The following is a 24,267-nucleotide window of genomic DNA, read 5'->3' on the forward strand; positions in this document are numbered from 1 at the left end:
GCCATGACCTCGAACGTTCCCGCCCGCAGACGCCCCCTCGGCCGCGGTCCCGGCCGCCCTCCGGCCCCGGCCGCCCCGGTGCCTGCCCCGGACGACGTTCCCGAGCCCCACGGCGACCCAGAGCCCGGCACCGCCCCGGAGCCCGGCACCGCCCCGGAGCCGGGCACCGGTCCCGAGCCCGTCGTCGCCCCGGAGTCCGGCACCGCTCCCGAGCCCGGCCCTGCCCCGGAGCCTGGCACCGGGTCCGGCCCCGGGTCCCACGACGGCCCTGGGGCCCGCTCACGCACCGGCACGTCCCCGGCCGCGGAACCGCCCCGCGCGGAGGAACGCGCGCCCGCGCACGCCGTGCCTCCCGCCCCGGCCCCGGAGCCCGGTGCCGCCGCGGACGCCCCGCCGCAGGCCCCCGCGAAGGCCCTCGCGAAGGCCGCCGAGCGCCCCGCCGCCGGCACGGCCGCCACCGTGGACGGGGAACCGGCGGACCCGGACACGTTCACCGTTCGGCTCACCAACTTCGAGGGCCCGTTCGACCTGCTCCTCCAGCTGATCTCCAGGCACAAGCTGGACGTCACCGAGGTCGCCCTCTCCCAGGTCACCGACGAGTTCATGGCCCACATCCGCTCCCGCGGCGACGACTGGGACCTGGACCGCACCACCGAGTTCCTCGTCGTCGCGGCCACCCTGCTCGACCTGAAGGCGGCCCGGCTGCTCCCCGCGGCCGAGGTGGAGGACGAGGCAGACCTCGCCCTCCTCGAGGCGCGCGACCTGCTCTTCGCCCGCCTGCTGCAGTACCGCGCGTACAAGCGGATCGCCGACATCTTCAGCGCCCGCCTGGACGACGAGTCCCGCCGCCACCCGCGCACCGTGGGCCTCGAACCGCACCACGCCGAGCTGCTGCCGGACGTCGTCCTCAGCATCGGCCCCGAGGGGTTCGCCCGGCTGGCCGTGAAGGCGATGCAGCCGAAGCCCCCGCCGCAGGTGTACGTCGACCACATCCACGCCCCGCTGGTGAGCGTCCGGGAGCAGGCGGCCGTCGTGCTGAGCCGGCTGCGCGAACTGGGCGAGACCACCTTCAGCGCCCTGGTGGCGGACACCGACGACACCCTCACCGTCGTCGCCCGCTTCCTGGCCCTGCTGGAGCTCTACCGGGAGAAGGCGGTCGCGCTGGAGCAGGAGACCGCCCTGGGCGAGCTGCTGGTCCGCCGGACCGGCGACGAGGACGGCCCCCGGCCGGTCGTCACCGACGAGTTCGACCGCCCGGCCGCCGACACGACGAAGGAGGAGCGCGCATGAGCACCGCCGGCACCCCCGAGGAGACCGCCGCCGGCCCGCACGGCCCGCAGGACGACGCCGTCGCGGCACTGGACCTCAAGCCCGCCCTGGAGGCCGTGCTGATGGTCGTCGACGAACCCGCCGCCGAGGAACACCTCGCCAGGGTGCTCCGGCGGCCACGCCGCGCCGTCGCCGACGCCCTGCGCGCACTGGCCGACGAGTACGCCGCCCAGCGCCGTGGCTTCGAGCTGCGCGAGGTCGCCGGCGGCTGGCGCTTCTACACCCGGCCCGAGTACTCCGCCGCCGTGGAGGCGCTGGTCCTCGACGGCCGGACGGCCCGCCTCACCCAGGCCGCGCTGGAGACCCTGGCCGTCGTCGCCTACCGCCAGCCGGTGAGCCGCTCGCGGGTCTCCGCGGTGCGCGGAGTGAACTGCGACGGCGTGATGCGCACCCTCCTCCAGCGGGGTCTCGTCGAGGAGGCGGGCACGGAACCCGAAACAGGTGCGATCCTGTACAGGACGACGAACTACTTCCTGGAGCGGATGGGCCTGCGCGGTCTGGACGAACTCCCCGAGCTCGCCCCCTTCGTCCCGGAGGCGGAGACGATCGAGGCCGAGAGCCAGGAAGGGGTTCCGTCGTTCGACCCGGACGCACCCGATGCGCCGGGAGCAGACGACGCAGACGACCAGACGGAACTTTGATGCGAAGCAGCGGCAGCGGCAAGAGCGGCGGGCGCGGGAACTACCGCGGCGCCGGCAACGACAGGGACCAGAAGCAGGGGCAGGGCCGCCCCCGCAAGCCCCGCCCCGAGGAGCGCCGCTACGACGTGGGTCCCGGGGCGACCAAGGACGGCCCGAAGGCCGGACGCGGCGGCGCGTCGGGCGCGCGCGGCGCGAAGCCGGGCGGCGGCGCGGGCGGCCGCGGCGGGCGCACGCAGCCCGGCACCTCCCGCGAGTACGACGCGCGGATGGAGGAGCGCAACCGGGAGCGGTACGCGGGCAGGAAGGACGTCAAGCTGCCCAAGGCCTTCCCCGGCGCCGAGCAGGAGGGCGAGCGCCTGCAGAAGGTGCTGGCCCGCGCCGGCTACGGCTCCCGCCGGGCCTGCGAGGAGCTGATCGAGCAGGCGCGCGTCGAGGTCAACGGCGAGATCGTCCTCGAGCAGGGCCTTCGCGTCGACCCCGAGAAGGACGAGATCCGCGTCGACGGCCTGACCGTGGCCACGCAGTCGTACCAGTTCTTCGCCCTCAACAAGCCGGCCGGTGTGGTCTCCACCATGGAGGACCCCGAAGGCCGCCAGTGTCTGGGCGACTACGTCACCAACCGGGAGACCCGGCTCTTCCACGTCGGGCGCCTGGACACCGAGACCGAGGGCATCATCCTGCTCACCAACCACGGCGAGCTGGCCCACCGGCTGACCCACCCGAAGTACGGCGTGCAGAAGGTCTACCTCGCGCACATCATCGGCCCCATCCCGCGTGACCTGGGCAAGCAGCTCAAGGACGGCATCCAGCTCGAGGACGGGTACGCCCGCGCCGACCACTTCCGCGTCGTCGAGCAGACCGGCAAGCACTACATGGTCGAGGTCACCCTGCACGAGGGCCGCAAGCACATCGTGCGGCGCATGCTGGCCGAGGCCGGGTTCCCGGTCGAGAGCCTGGTCCGCACCTCCTTCGGCCCGATCGCCCTGGGCGACCAGAAGTCCGGCTGGCTGCGGCGGCTGTCCAACACCGAGGTCGGCATGCTGATGCGCGAGGTCGAGCTCTAAACGCCTTGTGCCGCGGGACGAACCCCCTTATCGTCAAGCTGACGCATAAGGGGGTTCCTTCATGACCACGGCCAAGAACGCCGCCACCGGATCGCTGATCGGGCTGGCGCTGGGAGACGCGCTCGGCTTTCCGACCGAGTTCAGCAGCGTGCCCCGGATCCTCGAGAACTTCGGGCCGTGGCGGGAGATGGACCTGCCGGAGCGGGCGTTCGTCACCGACGACACCCAGATGACGCTGGCGCTCGGACGGGGGCTGCGCACGGCCATGGAGGGTGGGCGGCTCGGGCCGAAGCGGATGGAGCGGCCGGTCCGCGAGGAGTTCGTCGAGTGGAACCGGTCCCCGGAGAACAACCGGGCGCCCGGGCGGACCTGTGTCACCGCCTGCGGGCTCCTCGCGGCGGAGGGCCTGGCCTGGCAGGACGCCTCCCAGATCCACTCCAAGGGGTGCGGGGCCAACATGCGGGTCGCGCCGGTGGGACTCGTCCCCGGGCTCACCGACGAGGAGCGGGCCGGCGCGGCGCAGCTGCAGTCCGCCCTCACCCACGGCCACCCGACGGCGCTCGCCGCCTCCGACCTCACGGCGCACGCGGTGCGGCTGCTCGCCGAGGGCGCGGACCCGACGGCCCTGGTGGGGCTGCTGCGGTCCTACGCGCTCGACAACCGGGACGTCTACCACGAGCGGTGGCTGGGAGACCTGTGGCTGCGGTCCCAGGACCCCGACCCGGTGAGCTTCGTCCGACGGGGCTGGGACGACTGCCTCGCGGCGCTGGAGCGGGTCCGGGCGGCGGCCGGGTCCGTCTCGCCCGAGACCGACCCGTGCCTGGTCACCGGGGAGGGATGGATCGCGGAGGAGGCGCTGGCCACGGGGCTGCTGTGCTTCCTGCTCTTCCCCGACGAGCCGGTGACGGCGCTGCGGCGGGCCGCGTGCACGGCGGGGGACTCCGACTCCATCGCCTGCCTGGCCGGGGCGTTCGCGGGGGCGCACCTCGGGGCCGACGCCTGGCCCGCCGCCTGGGCGGAGCGGATCGAGTACCGCGAGGAGCTGCTGGCGCTGGGCGCGCTCTGGGACGCGTGACCAGGGCACCCGCGTCCCGTCACGGGGCGCGGGGAACCGTGCGGGCCGGGTCCGCACGGGCCGGGTCCGCACCGGCCCGGCCCGCAGGCCAGGGGCCCGGCCCGCAGGCCCGCACGGGGGCTGAGGGCCCCGCACGAGGACTGAGGGCCCGGCCGGTGCGGACCCGCGGGAGCTGAGGTCCTCGGCGTCGCGGCGCCGGCCGCCCCGGGGGAGGCGACGGGCCCCCGTCTCGCGGGGCGGTCGGCGGGGCGGCGCGGCCGGGCCGCTGGATAGGCTGGGCGGCGTCGTAGACGCAAGACCGAGACCGCGAGGAGTACCACGTGAGGACCGCCCTGGTGATCGGCGCAGGCCTGATCGGAACGTCGGCGGCCCTCTCGCTGACCTCCCGCGGCGTCACCGTCCACCTGGACGACCACGACACCGACCGCGCGCGGACAGCCGCCTCCCTCGGCGCCGGCACCGACGCCGCCCCCGACGGCCCCGTCGACCTGGTGATCGTCGCCGTGCCCCCCGCCCACGTGGCCGGCGCGCTCGCCGACGCCATGGACCGCGGCCTGGGCCGCGCCTACCTGGACGTCGCCAGCGTCAAGGGCGGACCCCGCCGCGAGCTGGAGGCCAGGGGCCTGGACCTCACCGCCTACCTCGGCACCCACCCCATGTCCGGCAAGGAGAAGTCCGGCCCCCTCGCCGCCACCGGAGACCTCTTCGAGGGCCGCCCCTGGGTCCTCACCCCCACCCCCGGCACCGACACCGAGGTGCTCAACCTCGCCCTGGAACTCGTGTCGTTCTGCCGCGCCGTGCCGATCGTGATGGACGCCGACGCCCACGACCGCGCCGTCGCCCTCGTCTCGCACATGCCGCACCTGATGGCCAGCATGGTCGCCGCCCGCCTGGAGCACGCCGACGAGTCCGCCGTCCGCCTCTGCGGCCCCGGCATCAGGGACGTGACCCGGATCGCCGCCTCCGACCCGCGGATGTGGATCGACATCCTCTCCGCCAACCCCGGCCCGGTCGCCGACCTGCTCGCCGACCTCTCCGCCGACCTGGACGAGACCGTCCGGGCGCTCCGCGCGCTCCAGTCCGAGGACGAGACCGCCCGCAAGGAGGGCACGAGCGGCGTCGAGGACGTGCTGCGCCGCGGGAACGCCGGCCGGACCCGGGTCCCCGGCAAGCACGGCAGCGCCCCCCGCGTCTACGAGGCCGTCGTGGTGCTCATCACCGACCAGCCCGGCCAGCTCGCCCGGATCTTCGCCGACGCCGAGCAGGCCGGCGTCAACATCGAGGACGTCCGGATCGAGCACGCCACCGGCCAGCAGGCGGGCCACGTGCAGCTCATGGTGGAGCCCCAGGGCGCCTCCCCGCTCACCCAGGCGCTGCGCGAGCGGGGCTGGGCCGTCCGGTCCTGAGCCGCCCGCCGCACCACGGGCGGAGCCGCGCGGCAGGTCACCCGTGAGGGTGACCTCCCGGGGGCCGGTAACCTTGTCCGGGGCGCGTTCGCGCCCGGTCAGTACCGCCCAGCCCCAGGAAGGTGTCCGCCACCGTGGAAAGCGCCGCCCGTACCGCACCGGCAGTGATCGTCGCCATCGACGGCCCCTCCGGCACGGGCAAGTCGAGCACGTCCAAGGCCGTCGCCGCCCAGCTCGGCCTCAGCTACCTGGACACCGGCGCCCAGTACCGGGCGATCACCTGGTGGATGGTGACCAACGAGATCGACGTCGACGACCCGGCCGCGATCGCCGCCGCCGCGTCCAAGCCGGAGATCGTCTCGGGCACCGACCCGCTGAACCCGACGATCCACGTCGACGGCACCGACGTCGCCGGGCCGATCCGCACCCAGGAGGTCACCTCCCAGGTGTCGGCGGTCTCCGCCGTGCCCGAGGTGCGCACCCGGATCACCGAGCTGCAGCGCTCCATCGCCGCCTCGGCCGAGCAGGGCATCGTCGTCGAGGGCCGCGACATCGGCACCACCGTGCTCCCGGACGCCGACCTGAAGATCTTCCTGACCGCCTCCCCGGAGGCCCGCGCGGCCCGCCGCAGCGGCGAGCTCAAGGGCGCCGACGTCAACGCCACCCGCGAGGCCCTGCTCAAGCGCGACGCCGCCGACTCCGGCCGCAAGACGTCCCCGCTGGCCAAGGCCGACGACGCCGTCGAGGTCGACACCACCGAGCTGACCCTCACCCAGGTCATCGAGTGCGTGGTCACCCTGGTCGAGGAGAAGCGAGCCGCCGAGTGAGCGGAGGGACCGGCTCCGGCAGGACCGGCGGGCCGTCGCCCCGCGGGGCCGAGGTCGGCCGGCGCATCGGTGTCGGCCTGATGAACGGTCTGTGGCGCCCCCGCGTGCTCGGCGCGGGCAAGGTGCCGCCCACCGGGGCGGCCATCCTCGCCGTCAACCACAGCCACATGCTCGACGGCCCCATGGTCATGGGCGTCTCGCCCCGGCCGACGCACTTCCTCATCAAGAAGGAGGCGTTCGTCGGCCCGCTGGACCCCTTCCTGCGGGGCATCGGCCAGGTCGCGGTCGACCGGGCCGGCACCGACCGCACCGCGGTCACCGACGCCCTCGGCGTGCTGGCCGCCGGCGGCGTGCTCGGCATCTTCCCCGAGGGCACCCGCGGCGAGGGCGACTTCGCCTCGCTGCGGGCCGGCCTCGCCTACTTCGCGGTCCGCACCGGCGCCCCGATCGTGCCGGTCGCCGTGCTGGGCAGCGCGGAGCGGCGCGGACGGCTCATATCCGGGCTGCCCCCGCTGCGCCACCGCATCGACGTCGTCTTCGGCGACCCGTTCGACGCGGGCGACGGCACGGGGCGGCGCACCCGCGCGGCGCTCGACGAGGCGACCGCACGCATCCAGGAACAACTGGCCGCGCACCTGGAAAAGGCCAGGCGTCTGACCGGACGCCGGGTCACACTTGAGTAGTGGCGCCCGCCCCGCGCGGCGCGCCACCGACCATTCGATGAGCAACGAGGTACCGACTTCATGAACGACCAGATCCAGCCCGACGGCTCGGCCGAGTACGAGCACGGGGCGCTTGGCGACGCCGAGTACGCGGCGTTCATGGAGCTCGCCGCGGAAGAGGGCTTCGACGCCGAGGAGGTCGAGGGCGCGATCGACGCGGCCGGACACGGCCCGCTCCCCGTCCTCGCCGTCGTCGGCCGCCCCAACGTCGGCAAGTCCACCCTGGTGAACCGCATCATCGGCCGTCGCGAGGCGGTCGTCGAGGACAAGCCCGGCGTCACCCGCGACCGCGTCACCTACGAGGCCGAGTGGGCCGGCCGCCGCTTCAAGGTCGTCGACACCGGCGGCTGGGAGCAGGACGTCCTCGGCATCGACGCCTCCGTCGCCGCCCAGGCCGAGTACGCCATCGACGCCGCCGACGCGGTCGTCTTCGTGGTCGACGCCAAGGTCGGCCCCACCGACACCGACGAGGCCGTCGTCCGCCTGCTCCGCAAGGCCGGCAAGCCCGTGGTGCTGTGCGCCAACAAGGTCGACGGCCCCAGCGGCGAGGCCGACGCCTCCTACCTGTGGAGCCTGGGCCTCGGCGAGCCCCACCCCGTCTCCGCGCTGCACGGCCGCGGCACCGGCGACATGCTGGACGCCGTCCTGGAGGCGCTGCCCGAGGCGCCCGAGCAGTCCTTCGGCACCGCCGTCGGCGGCCCCCGCCGCATCGCGCTGATCGGCCGCCCCAACGTCGGCAAGTCCTCCCTGCTCAACAAGGTGGCGGGCGAGGAGCGGGTCGTCGTCAACGAGCTGGCCGGCACCACCCGCGACCCGGTCGACGAACTCATCGAGCTGGGCGGCGTGACCTGGAAGTTCGTCGACACGGCGGGCATCCGCAAGCGGGTCCACCTCCAGCAGGGCGCCGACTACTACGCCTCGCTGCGCACCGCCGCCGCCGTCGAGAAGGCGGAGGTCGCGGTCATCCTGATCGACGCCTCCGAGTCCATCTCGGTGCAGGACCAGCGGATCGTCACCATGGCCGTCGAGGCCGGCCGCGCCGTGGTACTCGCCTTCAACAAGTGGGACACCCTCGACGAGGAGCGCCGCTACTACCTCGAGCGCGAGATCGACACCGAGCTCGGCCAGGTCGCCTGGGCGCCGCGGGTCAACGTCTCCGCGCGGACCGGCCGCCACATGGAGAAGCTGGTCCCGGCCATCGAGACCGCGCTGGCCGGCTGGGAGACCCGGGTGCCCACCGGCCGCCTCAACGCCTTCCTCGGCGAACTCGTGGCCGCCCACCCCCACCCCGTCCGGGGCGGCAAGCAGCCGCGCATCCTCTTCGGCACCCAGGCGGGCACCAAGCCGCCGCGGTTCGTGCTCTTCGCCTCCGGCTTCATCGAGGCCGGCTACCGCCGGTTCATCGAGCGCCGCCTGCGCGAGGAGTTCGGCTTCGAAGGCACCCCGATCCACATCTCGGTCCGGGTCCGCGAGAAGCGCGGCGCCAAGAAGAAGTGACGACGCCGGTGGACTGACGCCGTCACGAGGTGACGCCCCGGTGTCCCGGACGCCGGGGCGGCCCGCAGGTGACGGAACCGGTCACGACGCCCGAAGGGCGGCTCCCCTCAGGGGGAGCCGCCCTTCGCGTCGTCCGCGCGGGCCCGCCCGGCGCTCACTCTGCCGCGCGGGGGGCCGGTGGCAGCGCCACCTGGGGGGCCGTGTGCCGTCCCGCCCGCCCGCCGTGCGGGACGGACTGCCAGACGGCCGGGGCGGGACCGGCGGGATCCGCGGAACCCTGCGCCGGCTCCGCACCCCGCTCCGGCTCCGGCTCGGGACGCGCGCCGCCGGTGGCCAGCCTGCCGACCCGCTGCCAGGGGGAGGGCGCCGACTGCTCCGACGCGTGCCGCGCGGCGTACGCCCCGGCGGAATAGCCGCCGGTGAATCCGCCGCCGCTCCCGTGCCCGTACCGCCAAGGACCGCCGAACGCGAGACGCTCCTCGCCGCTGCGGTCGCCCGGCAGGGTACGGAAGGACCTCACGTACTCGGCGATCAGGGCGTCGTAGATCGGCGTCGCCGACGGACCGTACGCGGAGTGGGCCGGGCGGGCGGACGGAACGGACGGGAAAGGCTGACGGCGGGAGACTTCGTAAGCGTGCACATAACGACAAACGACCCCGCAGCCCAACGGATGCGGGCTGCGCCGGGAATTCGCAGGTCACCCGAGGGAGTGAAGTTCCACCGCAGCGCGTGCGCGCCGGAGGTCCGCGCGCTCCGCGCACGCCGGGCGGGGCCACGCCCAGGCGTACGACCGTGCCGCGGAGGACGTCAGATGCCCGCGAGGGGCAGTGCCGCACCCACCAGGACGCCGTTGGCCGCCGCGCGGTCCAGGGCGCCGCGGAGCAGGTCCTCGCGGGGCTGACGGCCGATCGAGCCGACCGGGGCCGCGAACATCAGGACCTGCTGGTTCTTGTTGGCCGCGGTCCGCCAGCCGTCGGTGGCCTGCAGCGGCCGGTGCGCCTGCCACCAGGCGACCGGGGCGCCGCCGCCCACGCCCGGCTGGAGCACCGCGTGGAGCTGGCCCATGGCGAGCAGCACCGACCAGCCGTGCAGCACCGGGGGAGCCTGGTTCAGGTCCGTCACCAGCTGGAAGCCCTGCTCGATCAGCAGCGGCAGGAACTCGTCACCGGGGCCGGTGTTGCCGGGCCGGGCGATGGCCGAGGTGGGCTCGACCACGATCGCGGCGTGCAGCTCGCCGTTGATCAGGACCAGGCCGCTGGTCACCCCGAGAACGGCCTGCTCCGGCGCGGCCCTGCGGACCCCGTCGCCGGCCGACGGGGCGGGGACGGTGGCGGCCGGGGCGGGCTCCTGCGCGACGCCCGCCTGGCGGACCGCGCCCTGCAACTGCTCGTCGCTCACCCGCACCACCTGGGACGGCAGGCAGCCGGCGTGGGCGAAGGCCAGCACGGCGGTCTCGTCGCCGACGAACAGGACGGTGCTGGTGTGCTCCTGGTCGGTGTCGCCCGGGGTGCGGCAGGAGGTGCAGTCGTAACTGCCGGGCGCGTTGTCTCCGGCAAGCAGCCGGTCGGCCTCTTCGTCACCGATCTCGGCGCGTACGTCATCGCTGACATCGAGCATGCGCGGCACGGGTGGCTCCCTAGGGAAGGACATGGGTGGGTGGACGGAAACGGGCCGGACATTCCGGCTCACTGTGAGAACAACGGGCCGCGCGGTGCGGGGGTAACGGCCGACGGCGAACGGGAATCCGAATCCGGGCCGCGACCGCCGCGCCGTGGCGTGCCCCGGAGGGCGTTCCGCGGCGGGGACGGGCGGGCCGTGGCGCTACCGCGTAACCGGGGAGGCGCGGGCCGGGGCACTACCGCGGAACCGGGGAGGTGTGGGCCGGACGGGTGAGGGGCGGTCCGCGGCGCGCGGCGCGGCCGGGCGGCGGGCCGGGGGCGGCCTAGCCTGGCCCGGTGCCCCGTGTGTCGCTCATCAGGCGGTCGCGGACGGCCGGGCCGGGCGCCTCCGCGACCTGCCCCGCCCTCCTGGCCGTGCCGGCCGTCCCGGCCGCCGTGCCGGCGCTGCCGGCCCTGCTGGCCGTGCTGGCCCTTCTGACGTCGTGCACGCCCTCCCGCCCTCCTGAGCCCGCGCCCGGCCCCCCGGCGCGGGCCCCGCGGGTCTGCCCGCCCGGCCAGTGGCCCTGGGAGTGTGTGGCCGAGTGCGAGAGCAGCGGCCGGTGGCACGTGAACACCGGCAACGGCTTCTACGGCGGCCTCCAGTTCAAGCACTCCACCTGGGTCGCCTTCGGCGGCCCTGCCCACGCCGCCCGGGCCGACCTGGCCACGAAGCGGCAGCAGATCCTGGTCGCCGAGAAGGTGCTCGCCTCCCAGGGCTGGGGCGCCTGGCCGGTCTGTTCCGCGCGCTACGGGCTCAAGGGCCGGATGCACGTGGTGAAACGCGGCGAGACGCTGGCGGCGCTGGCCCGGAAGTACCGGGTCACGGGCGGCTGGCGGACGCTGCACGGGCTCAACCGCTCCCTCCTCGGCGACGATCCCGGCAGGCTGGTCGCCGGGACCTTCCTGAGGCTTCCCGCCGCCGCGGGGCCCAAGAGCGCCGATGAGCTCTTCGGACCTCCGCTGGAAGAGGCGTGAGAGGGTGAACGGTCCTTTCCACGACACCGCGGAAGCCCCGCCGGGACGGTTTCGGAGGAAATTCCGCGCACGGTCCGGCGGATATGCGGAGGGCTACGGAACGGCGAGTTCCGAAAGGTCCGGAAAAAGCCTCCGGAAAAGCGTTTGATACCCGTCGGGAACCCTCGAACGGGTGACAGGTCGGGCCCTGTGGCCGATGGGGGATCCGTGACAGAAGTGTGACAGGACGCGATCCGGCCGAAGGCCGCGGCGGGCTTTCCCGAGCGGGTGCCCACCGCCTAGCGTGGCGGACATGGCATCGATTCCCACTCCGGACGAGGAGCCCCAGGACTCCACCGACGCCTATGTCGGCATGGACGCCGAGGAGGCCGAACGGCGCGCCGGCGGACGCGGTTGGTCCACGGTCCGCAGGCTGCCGCCCGGCGCGATCATCACGCTCGAGTACCGCGTCGGCCGGCTGAACTTCGAGGTCGACGGGGGGCGGGTGGTCCGCTGCTGGAAGGGCTGAGGACACGGCCGAGGCCCCGCTCCCGGAGGAGCGGGGCCTCGAGTGTGTTCGTGGGCGGGCCCGGAGGGGGCCCGAGGCATCTCCCGGTCTCCCGGTCCCTCGGCGGGTCTCCCGGGCCACTCCCGGCCGCCGGGTCGGGCGAGGCCGCGCAGGCGACAAGGGGCCGGGGCGGGCCGCTCGGGCGGCATCGGGCCGGGCCCGGCCCCTCAGGCGACCGGACGGGCGGAGGACGGCTTGGAACGGCCCGGCGCCTCCGTGTGCGGCGGACGGCTGCCGCCGGCCGGCGCGGCCCCCGGTCCCCGCTCCGGGCGCACGGCGTGCGGGCCGGAGGGCAGCAGCATCGGTCGCCGGGAGCGCCGGCCCGAGTCGCCGCCCGCAGCGACGGGGCGGCGGACCAGGGGAGCCAGGCCGCCGGAGGTGCCGGTCACCGGGACGGAGGCGTGGTCCTTGCCGAAGCGGCGGACCAGCCGGTCCCACACCGTGTCGCGCAGGTCCAGCAGCCACCGTTCGGCGCGGGCGCCCAGCGGCTCGAACAGGGGCAGCGCCAGCAGGACGAGGACACCGGCCACCCAGCCCAGCAGCACGTCGCTCAGCCAGTGGGTCCCGAGGTAGACGGTGGTCAGGCCGACGCCCAGGGACATCACCGCCGAGAGCGCGGAGAGCCAGCGCCGGGCACCCGGACCGGAGGCCAGGTAGGCGAGTATGCCCCAGGTCACGACCGCGTTCGCGGTGTGACCGCTCGGGAAGATGTCCCCGCCGAGCCACATCTCGTTCGAGCCTATGGTCGTGGCGTAGTGCGGCCCCAGACGGCCCATGCCGATCTTGGCGGCGCCGACGGTGACGTTCAGGAGCAGCAGGGCGATGGCGAAGGTGATCAGCGGGCGGAGGGTGTGCTGGCGCCAGGAGCGCCAGCCCAGCCAGGCCGCCACCATCACCGCCGTGGGGCCGCGCTGGCCCAGGACGACGTAGTAGTCGAGCCAGGCGTGGATCTCGGGCCACTGCTGGTAGGGGCGGAAGAACATGACCTGCCAGTCCAGGCGGACCAGCCAGGACGTGGTGATCACGGCCCACACGACGGCCGCGTAGCAGCCCAGGCAGGCGGCGACCAGTGCGTACCGGTGACGGCTCATCCGGGGCATGCCGAGTTGGACCGGCCGCTCGGGCTCCCGGTCCAGCCGCGCGAACACCCGGTCCAGACGGGTGAGGCTTCGTTCGGTACGCACCCAATCGACGTTACAGCGGGTGAGAGCACGACCCGGACGGATCAAGGGCTTTGTGATGACCATGTGATGTGGGGTTCCTCTCACACCACCGCTTGTCCGGGAATTCACCGGCCCGCCGTTTCCCGTTGTGTTGCGGGAGAATTGGACGCGCTTTCCGGGGAAAGGGATCCGGTTGGCCAATTCATTTCCGGCCGGTGCGGCGGAACGCAATTCACGGCGGCCCGGAGCCGGTCAGCCAGAGCCCGCCGTAGACCGCCGAGACCGCCGCCGCAAGACCCAGGAACGTGTGGGCCAGGACCGGCCGGGCCCGCGCCGCCGCGGCGGCGACCGGCAGCAGCAGCGGGAAGGCGGGGACCAGCAGGCGCGGCTTGGACCCGAAGTAGCTCGACGCGCAGAGGGCCAGCAGGGCGACCAGGCCGCCGTAGAGCAGCAGCGGCAGGGGCAGCCGGGCGCGGACCCCGGCCAGGAGCAGCCACCCCACCAGGAGCACCCCGGCGATCAGCGCCGTGCCGGCCAGCGCGCCGGGGACCGAGACGAAGAGGCCGGCCACGAAGCGGGCGAAGGCGACTCCGCCGTCGAAGCCGTTGCGCCAGCCGGCCTGGACGTCCAGGTAGCCGAAGGGCCCCTGCCCGGTGCGGTGGCCCACCCAGAGCACGTAGCCGGCCGCCCCCAGCGGCGCCAGCAGCATCCCCAGGGCGCGCGGCCAGGGACTCGCGCCCCTCGGGGAGCGCACGATCCCGGCGTGCGCGGCGTGCGGGTCTCGCGGCCCATTCCGCGCGCCGTCCGCCGCGGACGCGCTCCGCTGCCGCACGAAGGAGGCAACCGCCCCCGCCCAGACCGCCGCCGCGACGGCCAGGCCGACCGGGCGGGTCAGCCCGGCCAGCAGCGCCAGCCCGCCCGCGAGCGGCCAGCGTCCGGTCAGCACCGCGTACAGCGACCAGGCGGCCAGTGCGGTGAACAGCGACTCGCTGTACGCCATCGACTGCACGATCCCCACCGGCAGCGCCGCCCACAGCACCGCGGCGCACACCCCGGCCCGGCGGCCCAGCATCAGATCGGTGACGGCGAAGATCCCCCAGGCCGCGGCGAGCGAGGCCACCACGCTCACCAGGAGGCCGGCGTGCGCGTACGACAGCGGGCTCACCGCCGCGACGCCGCGCTCCAGCCACGGCAGCAGGGGGAAGAAGGCGAGGTCCGCGTGCACGTCCCCGTTCGGCAGGCGGACCGTGTAGCCGTAGCCCGACTCCGCGATCCGCGCGTACCAGAGCGAGTCCCAGCGCGCGGTGAGCCGTACCAGGGGGTCGGTGCCGCGCGCGGCGGCCCACAGGGCGAGCCCCGCCAGCCCCAGCAGGCGGACGGCGGCGTACCCGGCGAGGGCCGGCGCCGCACGGCGCAGGGCGGCGGCCGCCCCGACGGCACGTCCCCGCCCGGCCGCCGGACGCGCGGCGTGCGTGTCGAGATCGGTCACGGCCCGATTATCGGCCGCGGCGGGCCCCCGTCCGGCCGTTGCCGTTGAACATGCCCATGGCAGTGGCGCACGCCACAACCGGCCCGCGCCGGGGTGAGAACTCCACCACATGTCACCGGCGCGAACTCGCGTACGCTGGCGAACCACTCGTCTTCGTCGAGTGGGCCGGTCGAACGGCCCAGGGGGCCGCCGGACGCGAGCAATTCTGGGAGGTACGCACATGTCCGGACCGACCGCGTCCGGCACGGACGCCACGATGCGCCGTGCCCGCCGGGCGGCCGGGGCCGGCGCCAACCGCTGGCTCGTCCTCGTGGTCCTCTGCGTCAGCCTGCTGCTCGTCGCGGTGGACGCCACCGTGCTCCACGTCGCGGTGCCCGCGGTCACCGAGGACCTCAGGCCGAGCGCCACCGAACTGCTGTGGACCGTGGACGTCTATCCGCTGGTCTGCGCCTCGTTGCTGATCCTCTTCGGCACCCTGGGCGACCGGGTGGGACGCCGGCGGATCCTGCTCCTCGGCTACGCGCTGTTCGGCGTGGCCTCCGGCGTCGCGGCCTGCGCCGACAGCGCGCAGGTGCTGATCGCGGCGCGCGCGCTGCTCGGCGTCGGCGGCGCGATGATCATGCCCGCCACCCTGTCCGTGCTCCGCCAGGTCTTCCCGGACCGGAGGGAGCGGGCGCTCGCCATCGGCGTATGGAGCGCGGTCGCCGCGGTGGGCGCGGCGATCGGACCGCTGCTCGGCGGCTTCCTCCTGGAGCGGTTCTGGTGGGGGTCGGTCTTCCTGATCAACATCCCGCTGATGCTGGTCGCCCTGCCGGTCGGACGGCTGCTGCTGCCGGAGTCGCGGGGCGACCGCCAGGGCCCGTGGGACGTCATGGGCGCCCTCACCGCGGCGGCCGGCCTCTTCGGCGCGGTCTACGGCGTCAAGCGGCTGGGCGGCGGCGTCTCGCCCGAGTCGCCGCTGACCTGGGGCCCGCTGGTGGGGGGCGTGCTGCTGCTGGTGCTGTTCGCGCGGCGGCAGCGGCGGCGCGAGCACCCGCTGATCGACATGCGGCTGTTCGCACGGCCGGCCTTCGGGACATCCATCGGCTGCATCGTGCTGGCGATGCTGGCGCTGGTGGGCCTCGAGCTCATCGCGGCGCAGTACCTCCAGCTGGTGCTGGGACTCTCCCCGCTGGAGACCGGGCTGCGGATGCTCCCGCTGACGCTCGCCGCCATGGCGGCGGGCCTCGCCGGGGCGCGGCTGCTGCGCTCCCTGGGACCGCGGATCATGGTGGCGGCCGGTTTCGCGCTCACCGCGGCGGCCGTGCTGACGCTCCTGCCGATGGGGGCCGAGGACAACCCGGTGCTGCTGCTGTGCGGCTTCGTGCTGCTGGGACTCGGACTGGAGACGACGCTCTTCGGGGCGTACGAGTCGATGCTGAGCGAGGCGCCCGAACGGGAGGCCGGCGGCGCGGCGGCCATCGGCGAGACCTCCTACCAGCTCGGCGCAGGGCTGGGGATCGCCCTGCTGGGCAGCGTGATGAACGCGGCCTACGCGCCGGGGGTGACGTCGGTGCCGGGCGTGCCGGGACAGGCCTCGACGGCGGCCGGACACTCCATCGGGGAGGCCTACGAAGTCGCGCACGGGCTCGGCGGCGCGGTGGGGGAGACCCTGCGGACGGCGGCGCGGGACGCCTTCGTGCACGGCCTGCACGTGACGCTGGTGGTCAGCGCCGGGCTGCTGCTGCTGGGGGCGGTGGCGGCGCTGCGCCTGCCGCGGGAGATGCGCGACGACCACCTGGACCGCGACGAGCACCTCCGCGACGACCACCCGGACCGCGACGGTCACCTCGGCCGCGACGGTCACCTCGGCGAGGACGCCGGGGCCGTCCGGGAGGCGGAGGCCAGGGTGCCGTCGCCCCCGGAGAAGAAGAGCAAGGGGTCGGCTGCGCGGCGGCCGAGGGTCTCGGCCTGACGGCGGGGAGCCGGCCCGGCGCAACTCGGTCGGGAGCCGGCCCGGCGGAACCGCCGTGCTCGCGCCCGGGGCGGGAACGGAGCAGGGCGCTCACCGGTTCCCGGCCCCGGCCCGCCGGTGAGCGGCCCTGCCTCAGCTCTGGTTGAAGAAGGCGTCCCGGGAGCCCGGGGCGGCCTCGCCGCTGACGATCTCCGTGTTGGCGGGCGTGAGGAGGAAGACCCGGTTGGCCACGCGCTCGATGGAGCCGCGCAGGCCGAAGATCAGGCCGGCCGCGAAGTCCACCACCCGCTTGGCGTCCGTGGCGTCCATCGCGGTGAGGTTCATGACCACCGGCACGCCCTCGCGGAAGAGCTCGCCGATGGCGCGGGCGTCCCGGAAGCTGTCGGGGGTGATGGTGCCGATCCGCCGGCCTCTGGCCTCGGCCGGCTCGGCCGCGACCTTCACCCGCGGGTCGGTGACCCAGGCGTCCTCGGACTCCGGGCCCTCGGCGTAGTCGTCGTCTTCGTAGTAGCGCTCGTCATCGCTGTCGTCGACGAGGCCAAGCCAGGCACTCGCCTTGCGCACCGATCCCATGGACGCCTCCTCTCGCTGCGGTCTCTCTCGCTTCCGCTTCCCTATGGTCGTCCATGAGTCGGACATCGTGCCAAGTGGACGGACACCGCGCAGGGGGGTTGTGACGGTACCGGTGCCCGGTGGATACGTACAGAGTCCGTGTATCCCAAGGGACTTGTCCTACACGAGTGCTGATTGGGAGTGAAATAATATTCTTCGCGGCGAACGAGTGAGTTGTGGTGCCTCCGGGTGAACCACCTACCCCATTACGATCTCCGAAGTCGCCCGCAGATACAGGGGGCGCAGGAGACCCGCGCCACGTCGGCGGCGGGCGTCTGAGGGGGAGTCACGATGTTCGGAATGGTCAGGCCCTGCCGTCACCGGCTCGGGGAGCGGCTCGCCGCGGAGTGGATGGCGCACCTGTGCGGTCTGTGCCTGGCCCTGCGCGGGGACCACGGCCAGTTCGCCCGCGTCGTGACGAACTACGACGGCCTGCTGATATCCGTGCTGACGGAGGCTCAGGCGGCGCGCCCGGAGGGCGGGCGGCGCACCGCCGGCCCCTGCCCGCTGCGCGGGATGCGCACCGCCTCGGTGGCGCAGGGCGAGGGGGCCCGGCTCGCCGCGGCCGTCTCGCTGGTGCTGGCCGCGGCCAAGGTGCGCGACCACATGGCCGACGGCGACGGCCTGCTCGCCCGCCGCCCGGTGGCCCTCGCCGCCCGCCGGGTCGCCGCCAACTGGAGCGCCGCGGGGTCCCGCACGGCCTCCACGATCGGCTTCGACACCGCGGTGCTCCTGGACGCCGTGGACCGGCAGGCCGGACTGGAGCGCCTGGCCGGGCCCGGCACACCGATCCTCACCGTCACCGAGCCCACCGAGACGGCCACCGCCGCCGCCTTCGCCCATACCGCCGCGCTGGCCGGACGCCCCGCCAACGCGGCTCCGCTGGCCGAGGCCGGCCGGCTCTTCGGGCGGCTGGCCCACCTGCTGGACGCCGTGGAGGACCAGGCGGCCGACGCCGCCTCGGGCGCCTGGAACCCGCTCACCGCCACCGGCACCTCGCGCGAGGACGCCCGCCGCCTGGCCGACGACGCGCTGCGCGGTGTACGCCTCGCCCTGCGCGACGCCGAGTTCACCGACGGACGGCTCGTCCACCGGCTGCTCGCCCACGAACTGGAGCGCTCCGTCGACCGCGCCTTCGGCTCCCCGGCCTGCGCGCACACCGCGCCGGGCGGGGCCGAGGGGTACGGTCCGCCCCGGGGGCCCTACGGTCCGCCGCAGACCCCGCAGCAGCCCCAGGGCCCGTACGGCCCGTACACGCCGCCCGGGCCGCAGGGCCCGTTCGGACCCGGTGACCCGGCCGGCGGGAGGCCGCCGCACCGGCAGGGACGCGGCTTCTGGGCGGGCTGCGCGGCCGCTGTCGGTCTGCTGTGCACCTGCCAGGTGTGCTGCGCCGACGAGTTCGAGGGCCCGTGGTCACGCCAACGCCGCGAAGGCTGGTGCGGCCAGTGCGACTGCAGCTGCTGCGAGTGCTGCAACTGCTGCAACTGCTGTGGTGGGGAAGGCGGAGACGGCGGAGGGTGCGACGGCTGCGGCTGCGACTGCAACTGCTGATCCATCAAGGCGTGTTGACACGCACGTGACGCAGCGTCATCCGTGGATCGCCGCGCCCCCGGCAGGGCGGGCGCGGCCACCTGCGCTTTCCGCGGAGGGGCGGCCACGATGGGATAAAAACCCGGTGGGCCCGGTAACCCAGGGCCACCGGGGTCGTTGGGTCGGGGGCAGAACCTTTTCTCTTCCTCACCAACTCGCCTCCCACTTAAGGCACCTCAGTGGACGCAGTCACTCCGACATCGGCCGCCGCGCGTCTGCGCGCCGCCCGTGGCGGGACGGGCCGGAAGGCCCCCCGCTCCCTTCGCACCAGGCTCCTCAGGGTCCTGATCCTGGCCCTCGCCGTCCTGCTGGCCCTGCTCGGCACCGCCGCCGCCGAACAGATCGGGACCTTCCGCACGGCCTCCGCCACGGCGGACAACGCCCGCCTGGAGATCACCCTGCAGGGCCTGGTCCACGAGCTGCAGAAGGAGCGCAGTCTCACCGCCGGAAACCTGGGCGGCGTGGGGCAGTTCAGCGACCGGCTGCCCGCGCAGCGCAAGGCCACCGACACGGCGCGGGCCGTCCTCGACCAGGCGCTGCGGGGGCACAAGGACGAGCAGCGCGCGGCCTCGGTACGCGAGGTCCTGGGCCGGCTCGACGCGCTCGGCGGGATCCGTGCCAAGGCCGACGCACGGAGCGTCCGGGTGACGGAGGTGTTCGACTACTTCACCGCCGTCATCGCCGCGCTGGACGGGCTCGACCTCGGTCTCGACGAGGTCCGGGACCACACGCTGTACGACGCCGGACGTGCGCTTCAGATCCTCGGCGAGGCGAAGGAGTTCGCGGGCCAGGAGCGCGCGGTCCTGCTCGGTTCGGTGACCACGGGCCGGTTCCGCGGCGACGACCACGGCCGCTTCCTGGAGATCCGGGCCGGCCGGCTCGCCTCCCTGGCGGCCTTCCCCTCGGTGGCCACCACCACCCAGGAGCGCCGCCTCGACGCCGCCCTGGGCACCCCCGACGCCAAGCGCACCGAGTGGTACGAGCGGCGGGCGGTCCGGGGAGGCGGCCTGCTCGACGCCGCCGAGATCCCGCCCACGGCCTGGTGGACCAGCGCGACGTCCACCATCGACGGGCTGCGCGAGGTGCAGGTCTCCCTGGACCACGACGTGGAGAGCCGGGCCTCCGAACTGGAGAGCGACGCCGGTGAGGACCTGGTGCTCTTCGGCCTGCTGGCGCTCGCCACCGTCGCGGCGCTCGGCGCCCTCGCCCTCGACTGCGTCCGCACCGTCTCCGGCCCGCTCGCCGAACTCGCCCACCAGGCACGGGAGGTGGCGGGCAAGCGACTGCCGCTGGCGGTCGCCGCCATCCAGAACAGCAACCTGCGGGAGGCGCCCGAGCCGCCCGAGCCGCTCCGGGTCCCGGAGAAGGCCGGCGCCGAGGTGCTGGAGATGGCCGAGGCCTTCGACCGCGTCCAGCGGGCCGCCTTCGACCTGGCGACCGAGCAGGCCGTGCTGCGCCGCAACGCCACCGAGTCGCTGGTCAGCCTGGGCCGCCGCAACCAGAACCTGGTCCGCCGCCAGCTGAGCTTCATCAACAAGCTGGAGCACGAGGACGCCGACCCGGCGACCCTGGCCAACCTCTTCGAACTCGACCACCTGGCCACCCGGATGCGCCGCAACGCCGAGAGCCTGCTGGTGCTGGCCGGCGAGTCCAGCCCCCGCCCGTGGTCGACGCCGCTGCCCGTCACCGACGTGCTGCGCGCCGCGCTCTCCGAGGTCGAGGAGTACCGGCGGGTGGTGCTGCGCCGCATCGAGCCGGTCGGGGTGTCCGGCTCGGTGGTGGCCGAGATCGCCCACCTGCTCGCCGAACTCGTCGAGAACGCGCTGAACTTCTCGCCCCCGGAGTCGGAGGTCGAGGTCGAGGGCCGGCGCACCAGCGCGGGTTACCTGATCGCCATCGTCGACCACGGACTCGGCATGGACGCCCAGGCCCTCGCCGAGGCCAACGTCCGGCTCTCCGGGCGGGCCAGCTTCATGGCCGACCCGGGCCGCTTCCTCGGCCACTTCGTGGTCGGCGCGCTGGCCCGCAAGTGCGGGATCGAGGTGCGGGTGGGCGAGGCCCCGACGGCGGGAGTGGTGGCCCGGGTGCTGCTGCCCGCCACCCTCCTGGCCGAACCGAAGACGCCCGCCGGGAAGTCGGACGAGGACGTGCTGGTGGACAGCCGGCTCGACCAGAAGGCGATGCTGCCGGCTCCGCGCGCGGGAGTCGCCGCCTCCGGAGGTCCCAACCTGGTGCCGGTGACCGCCGACGGCCGCCCGGCGCCCTCCGCGTCCAGGCCGGCGCCCCCCGTGTCCAGGCCCGTGCCCGCCACCTCCCGGCAGGCGCCCCCCTCGCCCCGGCACGCGCGTCCGCAGATCGCGGCGTCCCAGGCCGCCGGCCCGGGGGAGCGGCGGCCCGAACCGGCCCGCGGCGCGGACGCGGCACGCACCCGCAACGGTCTGGTGAAGCGCCCGCGGCGCAGCGCCATCGGCGCCGCGGTCGACGAGACCGACCGGGCAGGGGCCCGGCCGCTGCCTCCCGCGCCGGAGCGGGAGCGCACCCCGGAGCAGGTCTCCGGGATGCTCTCCTCCCTGCGCAGCGCACACCTGCGCGGCGGGATCAGCGTCCAGAAGGAGAAGGAGAGGGACACGGAACGCGGCGCGGCCGCCGACGCCCGTGCGCCCCAGGATGCCGTGAGTGACGAGGGCGAGACGAAGTGACCACAGTTCCCACCCAGAACGCAGCGCCGACCCAACAGGACTCGCAGGCCTTCAACTGGCTGCTCGCTGCCTTCGTCCGCAACACCGACGGGGTGCGTGACGCGGTGGCGGTCTCCTCGGACGGACTGCTGATCGCGGTCTCCGAGGGGCTCGGGCGGACCGAGGCCGACCACCTGGCGGCCATCGTGTCGGGGCTGTCCAGCCTGGCGCGCAGCGCCTCGCGGCGGTACGGCTTCGACGGCGTGAAGCTGATCATGATCGAGATGGGGCGAGGATTCCTGCTGGTCTCGGCGATCCGGGACGGCAGCTGTCTCGGGGTGCTCGCCGACAGCAGCGGCGAACTCGGCCTGGTCGGCTACGAGATGGCCGTGCTCGCGGAACGGGCCGGCGACCTGCTCACCCCGGCCCTGATCGCCGACCTGCGCCAGTCCCTGCCCCGGTGAACGGTGAGCAGCCCATGGAAGAGGACGACAGTTTCGTCAGGCCGTTCATCATCACCGGTGGACGGGTGGAGCCGCTGCAGAGCGATCTGAGACTGGAGACGCTGGTGGTCGCAGTCCGTCCGCCGGACGAGTCGCTGACCTTCGAACGCAAGAGGGTGGCCGCGGTGTGCGAGAACCCGATGACGGTCGCCGAGGTGGCGCATCGGGTGGGGGTCCCGCTGGGGGTCGCCAGGGTGCTGATCTCCGACCTGGTCGACACCGGGCATCTCGCCTGCCGCCAACCCGCGGAGCTCTCGCTCCATACGCTGGAAAGGATCAGGGATCATGTCCGGGCGCTCTGACAAGATGGTTCCGCTGGCCGTGAAGATCGTGGTGAGCGGCGGGCTCGGGGTCGGCAAGACCACGTTCATCGGGGCCATCTCCGAGATCGAGCCGCTGGACACCGAGGCGGCGATCACGCAGGTGTCGGTGGGGGTCGACTCGCTGGACGGGGTGGAGTCCAAGACCACCACCACCGTGGCGCTCGACTTCGGCCGGATCACGCTGAACCCGGCGATCTCCCTCTACCTGTTCGGGACGCCCGGCCAGGACCGGTTCTCCTTCCTCTGGGACGACCTGGTGGAGGGGGCGCTGGGCACGGTGGTGCTGGTCGACACCCGGCGGATCGAGGACTGCTTCCCGGCGCTGGACTACTTCGAGGCGCAGCGTGCCCCGTTCGTGCTGGCGGTGAACCACTTCCCGGGAGCGCGGCGGTTCGAACTCGACGAGGTGCGCGAGGCGTTGGGGCTGCACGACGACGTGCCGGTGGTGGACTGCGACGCGCGGGACCGCCGGTCGGTGCGGGACGTCCTGGTGGTGCTGATGGACCGGGTCATCCGGGAGCGCACCGCCGGCCGGGAGCGTTCCGCGGCACTCGTGTGAGGTGACGTCGGCGCGAGGTGACGTGGGCGCGAGGCGACGTCGGTGTGAGGCGACGTCGGTGTGAGGCGACGTGGGCATGAGGTGACACCGGTGGGGTGACGTCGGTGCGAGGTGGCGGGCCGGCCGCCGTCCCGGAGGTGCCGGGGCGGCGGCCGGCCCGCGTCGGCGGGGTCTTCGGCGCTGTCCGGTGGGGGCCGTCGGGGTGGGTGTCCGAAACACGTGTCCGAAAACGGCGTGTGAAGTGACGGTGAGGAATTGCCGAGGTAGAGCCGTCGCGACGGAAGCGGACGGTCGTGTTCCGGCCAGGGGCGGAGGGGGCGGCAGGTGGGGTGGGAGGAGCGCGCGCACCCTCGTTGCTGCATCCGCGCGGTTTCGCTGAGCTGGGGGTCTGTGGCCCGGACGGGAGGGGAATGCGCTTGGCGACGCCGTCCTCGCCGGGCGGCCGAAAGGCACCCTTGCGCGGCTCGGTCGACCGGCCGAATACTCCCTGCAGCGCTTGTCAGGGGCACGGCGGGTCCGGCAATCCCGGTCGTCCGTGCCACCCGGCTGCGCCTCACGGGCCCGCGCCCCCACAAGCGGGCCCCCGACTTCCCAAGTGGAGGAACGAAGAGTGAGGATCAAGCGCACGACCCCCAACGGCGTCACGAGACGAACCCGTCTGCTCGCCGTGGCAACCGGCCTGGTGGCCGCCGCCGCGATCGCGGTGCCCTCCGCCAGTGCCGACGAAGTCGCCACCTTCAGCGCCGGCGAACTCACCGCGGCGGGTGACGCCGTCCTGGGCGCGGACGTCGCGGGCACCGCCTGGGCCGTCGACTCCAAGACCAACCGGGTGGTCGTCACCGTCGACAGCACGGTGTCCCAGGCCGAGATCAACAAGATCAAGAAGGAGGCCGGCGACAAGGCCGGCGCGCTGACCATCAAGCGCACCTCCGGGAAGTTCCAGAAGTACATCTCCGGCGGTGACGCCATCTACGCCAGCAGCTGGCGCTGCTCCCTCGGCTTCAACGTCAAGGACAGCGCGGGCAACGACTACTTCCTGACCGCCGGCCACTGCACCGACGGCGCGGGTTCCTGGTACTCGAACTCCGGCCGCACCACGGTCCTCGGGACCACCTCCGGCTCGAGCTTCCCGGGCAACGACTACGGCATCGTGCGCTACACCAACACCTCGGTGACCAAGTCGGGCACCGTGGGCAGCGTGGACATCACCAGCGCCGCCACGCCCAGCGTCGGCACCACCGTCACGCGGCGCGGCTCCACCACCGGCACCCACAGCGGCCGGGTCACCGCGCTGAACGCGACCGTGAACTACGGCGCCGACGGCATCGTCCGCGGCATGATCCAGACCACGGTCTGCGCCGAGCCCGGGGACTCCGGCGGTCCGCTGTACTCCACCAGCGGCATCGCCTACGGCCTGACCTCCGGCGGCAGCGGCAACTGCTCCTCCGGCGGCACGACGTTCTTCCAGCCGGTCGTCGAGGCCCTGAACGCCTACGGGGTCCGGGTCTTCTGACCGGTCGCTCTTCCGCATCTTCCCGGGGAACCCCCCGCACGCCCGGCGTGCGGGGGGTTTCCGCTGTTCGGGGCGGGTGGGCGGAGGGTGGGGCGGGGGTGGCCGAGGTCGCCTCGCGATTCGAACGTGGTCTATGGTGGAG

22 protein-coding genes are annotated in these 24,267 nt (G+C 74.2%); 17 read left to right on the forward strand and 5 right to left on the reverse strand.

What is annotated here, in order from left to right:
* Nucleotides 1-3: 3 nt before the first annotated feature.
* The 8 genes from GBN72_RS27385 (at nt 4) to der (ending at nt 8,561) form a co-directional block, all read left to right on the forward strand.
* Complete coding sequence (locus tag GBN72_RS27385; RefSeq protein WP_151774627.1) at nt 4-1,290, forward strand: segregation and condensation protein A; 1,287 nt, start codon at nt 4-6, stop codon at nt 1,288-1,290.
* Nucleotides 1,287-1,970, forward strand: a complete 684-nt coding sequence (gene scpB, locus GBN72_RS27390) for an SMC-Scp complex subunit ScpB (RefSeq protein WP_151774628.1) — start codon at nt 1,287-1,289, stop codon at nt 1,968-1,970. Before GBN72_RS27385 ends, scpB begins: the two co-directional genes overlap by 4 nt.
* Nucleotides 1,970-3,034, forward strand: coding sequence for a pseudouridine synthase (locus GBN72_RS27395; RefSeq protein ID WP_151774629.1), 1,065 nt, complete (start codon nt 1,970-1,972; stop codon nt 3,032-3,034). The genes scpB and GBN72_RS27395 overlap by 1 nt, the downstream gene beginning before the upstream one ends.
* Nucleotides 3,035-3,095: 61 nt before the next feature.
* The gene (locus GBN72_RS27400) at nt 3,096-4,109 is read left to right on the forward strand and encodes an ADP-ribosylglycohydrolase family protein (RefSeq protein WP_151774630.1); all 1,014 of its coding nucleotides are present in this window, start codon (nt 3,096-3,098) and stop codon (nt 4,107-4,109) included.
* Nucleotides 4,110-4,429: 320 nt separating this feature from the next.
* Nucleotides 4,430-5,515, forward strand: coding sequence for a prephenate dehydrogenase (locus GBN72_RS27405; protein WP_151774631.1), 1,086 nt, complete (start codon nt 4,430-4,432; stop codon nt 5,513-5,515).
* A 134-nt stretch (nt 5,516-5,649) separates the two neighbouring features.
* Nucleotides 5,650-6,342, forward strand: a complete 693-nt coding sequence (cmk, locus tag GBN72_RS27410; protein ID WP_151774632.1) for a (d)CMP kinase — start codon at nt 5,650-5,652, stop codon at nt 6,340-6,342.
* Entirely contained in the window at nt 6,300-7,025 is a 726-nt protein-coding gene (locus GBN72_RS27415; protein ID WP_174887218.1) for a lysophospholipid acyltransferase family protein, read from the forward strand. Before cmk ends, GBN72_RS27415 begins: the two co-directional genes overlap by 43 nt.
* A gap of 60 nt (nt 7,026-7,085) precedes the next feature.
* The gene (der, locus tag GBN72_RS27420; protein WP_151774633.1) at nt 7,086-8,561 is read left to right on the forward strand and encodes a ribosome biogenesis GTPase Der; all 1,476 of its coding nucleotides are present in this window, start codon (nt 7,086-7,088) and stop codon (nt 8,559-8,561) included.
* A gap of 154 nt (nt 8,562-8,715) precedes the next feature.
* Here der and GBN72_RS27425 read toward each other — a convergent pair whose 3' ends face one another.
* Both GBN72_RS27425 and GBN72_RS27430 read right to left on the reverse strand, forming a co-directional pair.
* Nucleotides 8,716-9,201: a hypothetical protein gene (locus GBN72_RS27425; protein ID WP_151774634.1), complete on the reverse strand. Its 486-nt coding sequence runs from the start codon at nt 9,199-9,201 to the stop codon at nt 8,716-8,718.
* Between the two features lie 167 nt (nt 9,202-9,368).
* Nucleotides 9,369-10,187, reverse strand: coding sequence for a DUF8842 C-terminal domain-containing protein (locus tag GBN72_RS27430; RefSeq protein WP_151774635.1), 819 nt, complete (start codon nt 10,185-10,187; stop codon nt 9,369-9,371).
* A gap of 329 nt (nt 10,188-10,516) precedes the next feature.
* Between GBN72_RS27430 and GBN72_RS27435 the strand changes: the two genes are divergently transcribed.
* Both GBN72_RS27435 and GBN72_RS27440 read left to right on the forward strand, forming a co-directional pair.
* Nucleotides 10,517-11,194: a LysM peptidoglycan-binding domain-containing protein gene (locus tag GBN72_RS27435; RefSeq protein ID WP_246212955.1), complete on the forward strand. Its 678-nt coding sequence runs from the start codon at nt 10,517-10,519 to the stop codon at nt 11,192-11,194.
* 292 nt (nt 11,195-11,486) lie between these two features.
* Nucleotides 11,487-11,702, forward strand: coding sequence for an I78 family peptidase inhibitor (locus GBN72_RS27440; protein WP_151774636.1), 216 nt, complete (start codon nt 11,487-11,489; stop codon nt 11,700-11,702).
* A 206-nt stretch (nt 11,703-11,908) separates the two neighbouring features.
* Here the strand turns inward: GBN72_RS27440 and GBN72_RS27445 are convergent, their stop codons facing one another.
* Together GBN72_RS27445 and GBN72_RS27450 are read right to left on the reverse strand one after the other, a co-directional pair.
* A complete protein-coding gene (locus GBN72_RS27445; RefSeq protein WP_151774637.1) occupies nt 11,909-12,925 on the reverse strand; it encodes a phosphatase PAP2 family protein in 1,017 nt (338 codons plus the stop codon).
* A 211-nt stretch (nt 12,926-13,136) separates the two neighbouring features.
* A complete protein-coding gene (locus GBN72_RS27450; RefSeq protein ID WP_439959824.1) occupies nt 13,137-14,393 on the reverse strand; it encodes a putative hexosyltransferase in 1,257 nt (418 codons plus the stop codon).
* Between the two features lie 220 nt (nt 14,394-14,613).
* Between GBN72_RS27450 and GBN72_RS27455 the strand changes: the two genes are divergently transcribed.
* Nucleotides 14,614-16,347: an MFS transporter gene (locus tag GBN72_RS27455; RefSeq protein ID WP_151774638.1), complete on the forward strand. Its 1,734-nt coding sequence runs from the start codon at nt 14,614-14,616 to the stop codon at nt 16,345-16,347.
* Nucleotides 16,348-16,479: 132 nt separating this feature from the next.
* Here the strand turns inward: GBN72_RS27455 and GBN72_RS27460 are convergent, their stop codons facing one another.
* The gene (locus GBN72_RS27460; RefSeq protein WP_151774639.1) at nt 16,480-16,920 is read right to left on the reverse strand and encodes a cell division protein SepF; all 441 of its coding nucleotides are present in this window, start codon (nt 16,918-16,920) and stop codon (nt 16,480-16,482) included.
* Between the two features lie 330 nt (nt 16,921-17,250).
* Between GBN72_RS27460 and GBN72_RS27465 the strand changes: the two genes are divergently transcribed.
* The 6 genes from GBN72_RS27465 (at nt 17,251) to GBN72_RS27490 (ending at nt 24,125) form a co-directional block, all read left to right on the forward strand.
* On the forward strand, nt 17,251-18,510 hold the full coding sequence (locus tag GBN72_RS27465; protein ID WP_151774640.1) for a DUF5685 family protein: 1,260 nt from the start codon (nt 17,251-17,253) through the stop codon (nt 18,508-18,510).
* A 218-nt stretch (nt 18,511-18,728) separates the two neighbouring features.
* Nucleotides 18,729-21,248, forward strand: coding sequence for a nitrate- and nitrite sensing domain-containing protein (locus GBN72_RS27470; protein WP_246212957.1), 2,520 nt, complete (start codon nt 18,729-18,731; stop codon nt 21,246-21,248).
* Nucleotides 21,245-21,691 (forward strand): roadblock/LC7 domain-containing protein, encoded by a 447-nt coding sequence (locus tag GBN72_RS27475; RefSeq protein WP_151774641.1) that lies wholly within the window; start codon nt 21,245-21,247, stop codon nt 21,689-21,691. Before GBN72_RS27470 ends, GBN72_RS27475 begins: the two co-directional genes overlap by 4 nt.
* Before the next feature lie 14 nt (nt 21,692-21,705).
* Nucleotides 21,706-22,032 carry a DUF742 domain-containing protein gene (locus GBN72_RS27480; RefSeq protein ID WP_151774642.1) on the forward strand — a complete coding sequence of 109 codons (327 nt, stop codon included), beginning with the start codon at nt 21,706-21,708 and terminating at the stop codon, nt 22,030-22,032.
* Entirely contained in the window at nt 22,016-22,612 is a 597-nt protein-coding gene (locus GBN72_RS27485; RefSeq protein WP_151774643.1) for a GTP-binding protein, read from the forward strand. The genes GBN72_RS27480 and GBN72_RS27485 overlap by 17 nt, the downstream gene beginning before the upstream one ends.
* Before the next feature lie 610 nt (nt 22,613-23,222).
* Nucleotides 23,223-24,125 (forward strand): S1 family peptidase, encoded by a 903-nt coding sequence (locus GBN72_RS27490; protein ID WP_151774644.1) that lies wholly within the window; start codon nt 23,223-23,225, stop codon nt 24,123-24,125.
* Nucleotides 24,126-24,267 lie beyond the last annotated feature (142 nt).

The organism is Streptomyces abyssomicinicus (assembly GCF_008974245.1).
GTDB lineage: Bacteria > Actinomycetota > Actinomycetes > Streptomycetales > Streptomycetaceae > Streptomyces > Streptomyces abyssomicinicus.

What these genes read in the sequence shown, in the direction of transcription:
- GBN72_RS27440 (WP_151774636.1), top strand. Translation starts at nt 11,487, where the DNA reads ATGGCATCGATTCCCACTCCGGACGAGGAGCCCCAGGACTCCACCGAC.
- GBN72_RS27465 (WP_151774640.1), top strand. Translation starts at nt 17,251, where the DNA reads ATGTTCGGAATGGTCAGGCCCTGCCGTCACCGGCTCGGGGAGCGGCTC.
- GBN72_RS27400 (WP_151774630.1), top strand. Translation starts at nt 3,096, where the DNA reads ATGACCACGGCCAAGAACGCCGCCACCGGATCGCTGATCGGGCTGGCG.
- GBN72_RS27485 (WP_151774643.1), top strand. Translation starts at nt 22,016, where the DNA reads ATGTCCGGGCGCTCTGACAAGATGGTTCCGCTGGCCGTGAAGATCGTG.
- GBN72_RS27480 (WP_151774642.1), top strand. Translation starts at nt 21,706, where the DNA reads ATGGAAGAGGACGACAGTTTCGTCAGGCCGTTCATCATCACCGGTGGA.
- GBN72_RS27385 (WP_151774627.1), top strand. Translation starts at nt 4, where the DNA reads ATGACCTCGAACGTTCCCGCCCGCAGACGCCCCCTCGGCCGCGGTCCC.
- scpB (WP_151774628.1), top strand. Translation starts at nt 1,287, where the DNA reads ATGAGCACCGCCGGCACCCCCGAGGAGACCGCCGCCGGCCCGCACGGC.
- GBN72_RS27460 (WP_151774639.1), bottom strand. Translation starts at nt 16,920, where the DNA reads ATGGGATCGGTGCGCAAGGCGAGTGCCTGGCTTGGCCTCGTCGACGAC.
- GBN72_RS27395 (WP_151774629.1), top strand. Translation starts at nt 1,970, where the DNA reads ATGCGAAGCAGCGGCAGCGGCAAGAGCGGCGGGCGCGGGAACTACCGC.
- GBN72_RS27455 (WP_151774638.1), top strand. Translation starts at nt 14,614, where the DNA reads ATGTCCGGACCGACCGCGTCCGGCACGGACGCCACGATGCGCCGTGCC.
- der (WP_151774633.1), top strand. Translation starts at nt 7,086, where the DNA reads ATGAACGACCAGATCCAGCCCGACGGCTCGGCCGAGTACGAGCACGGG.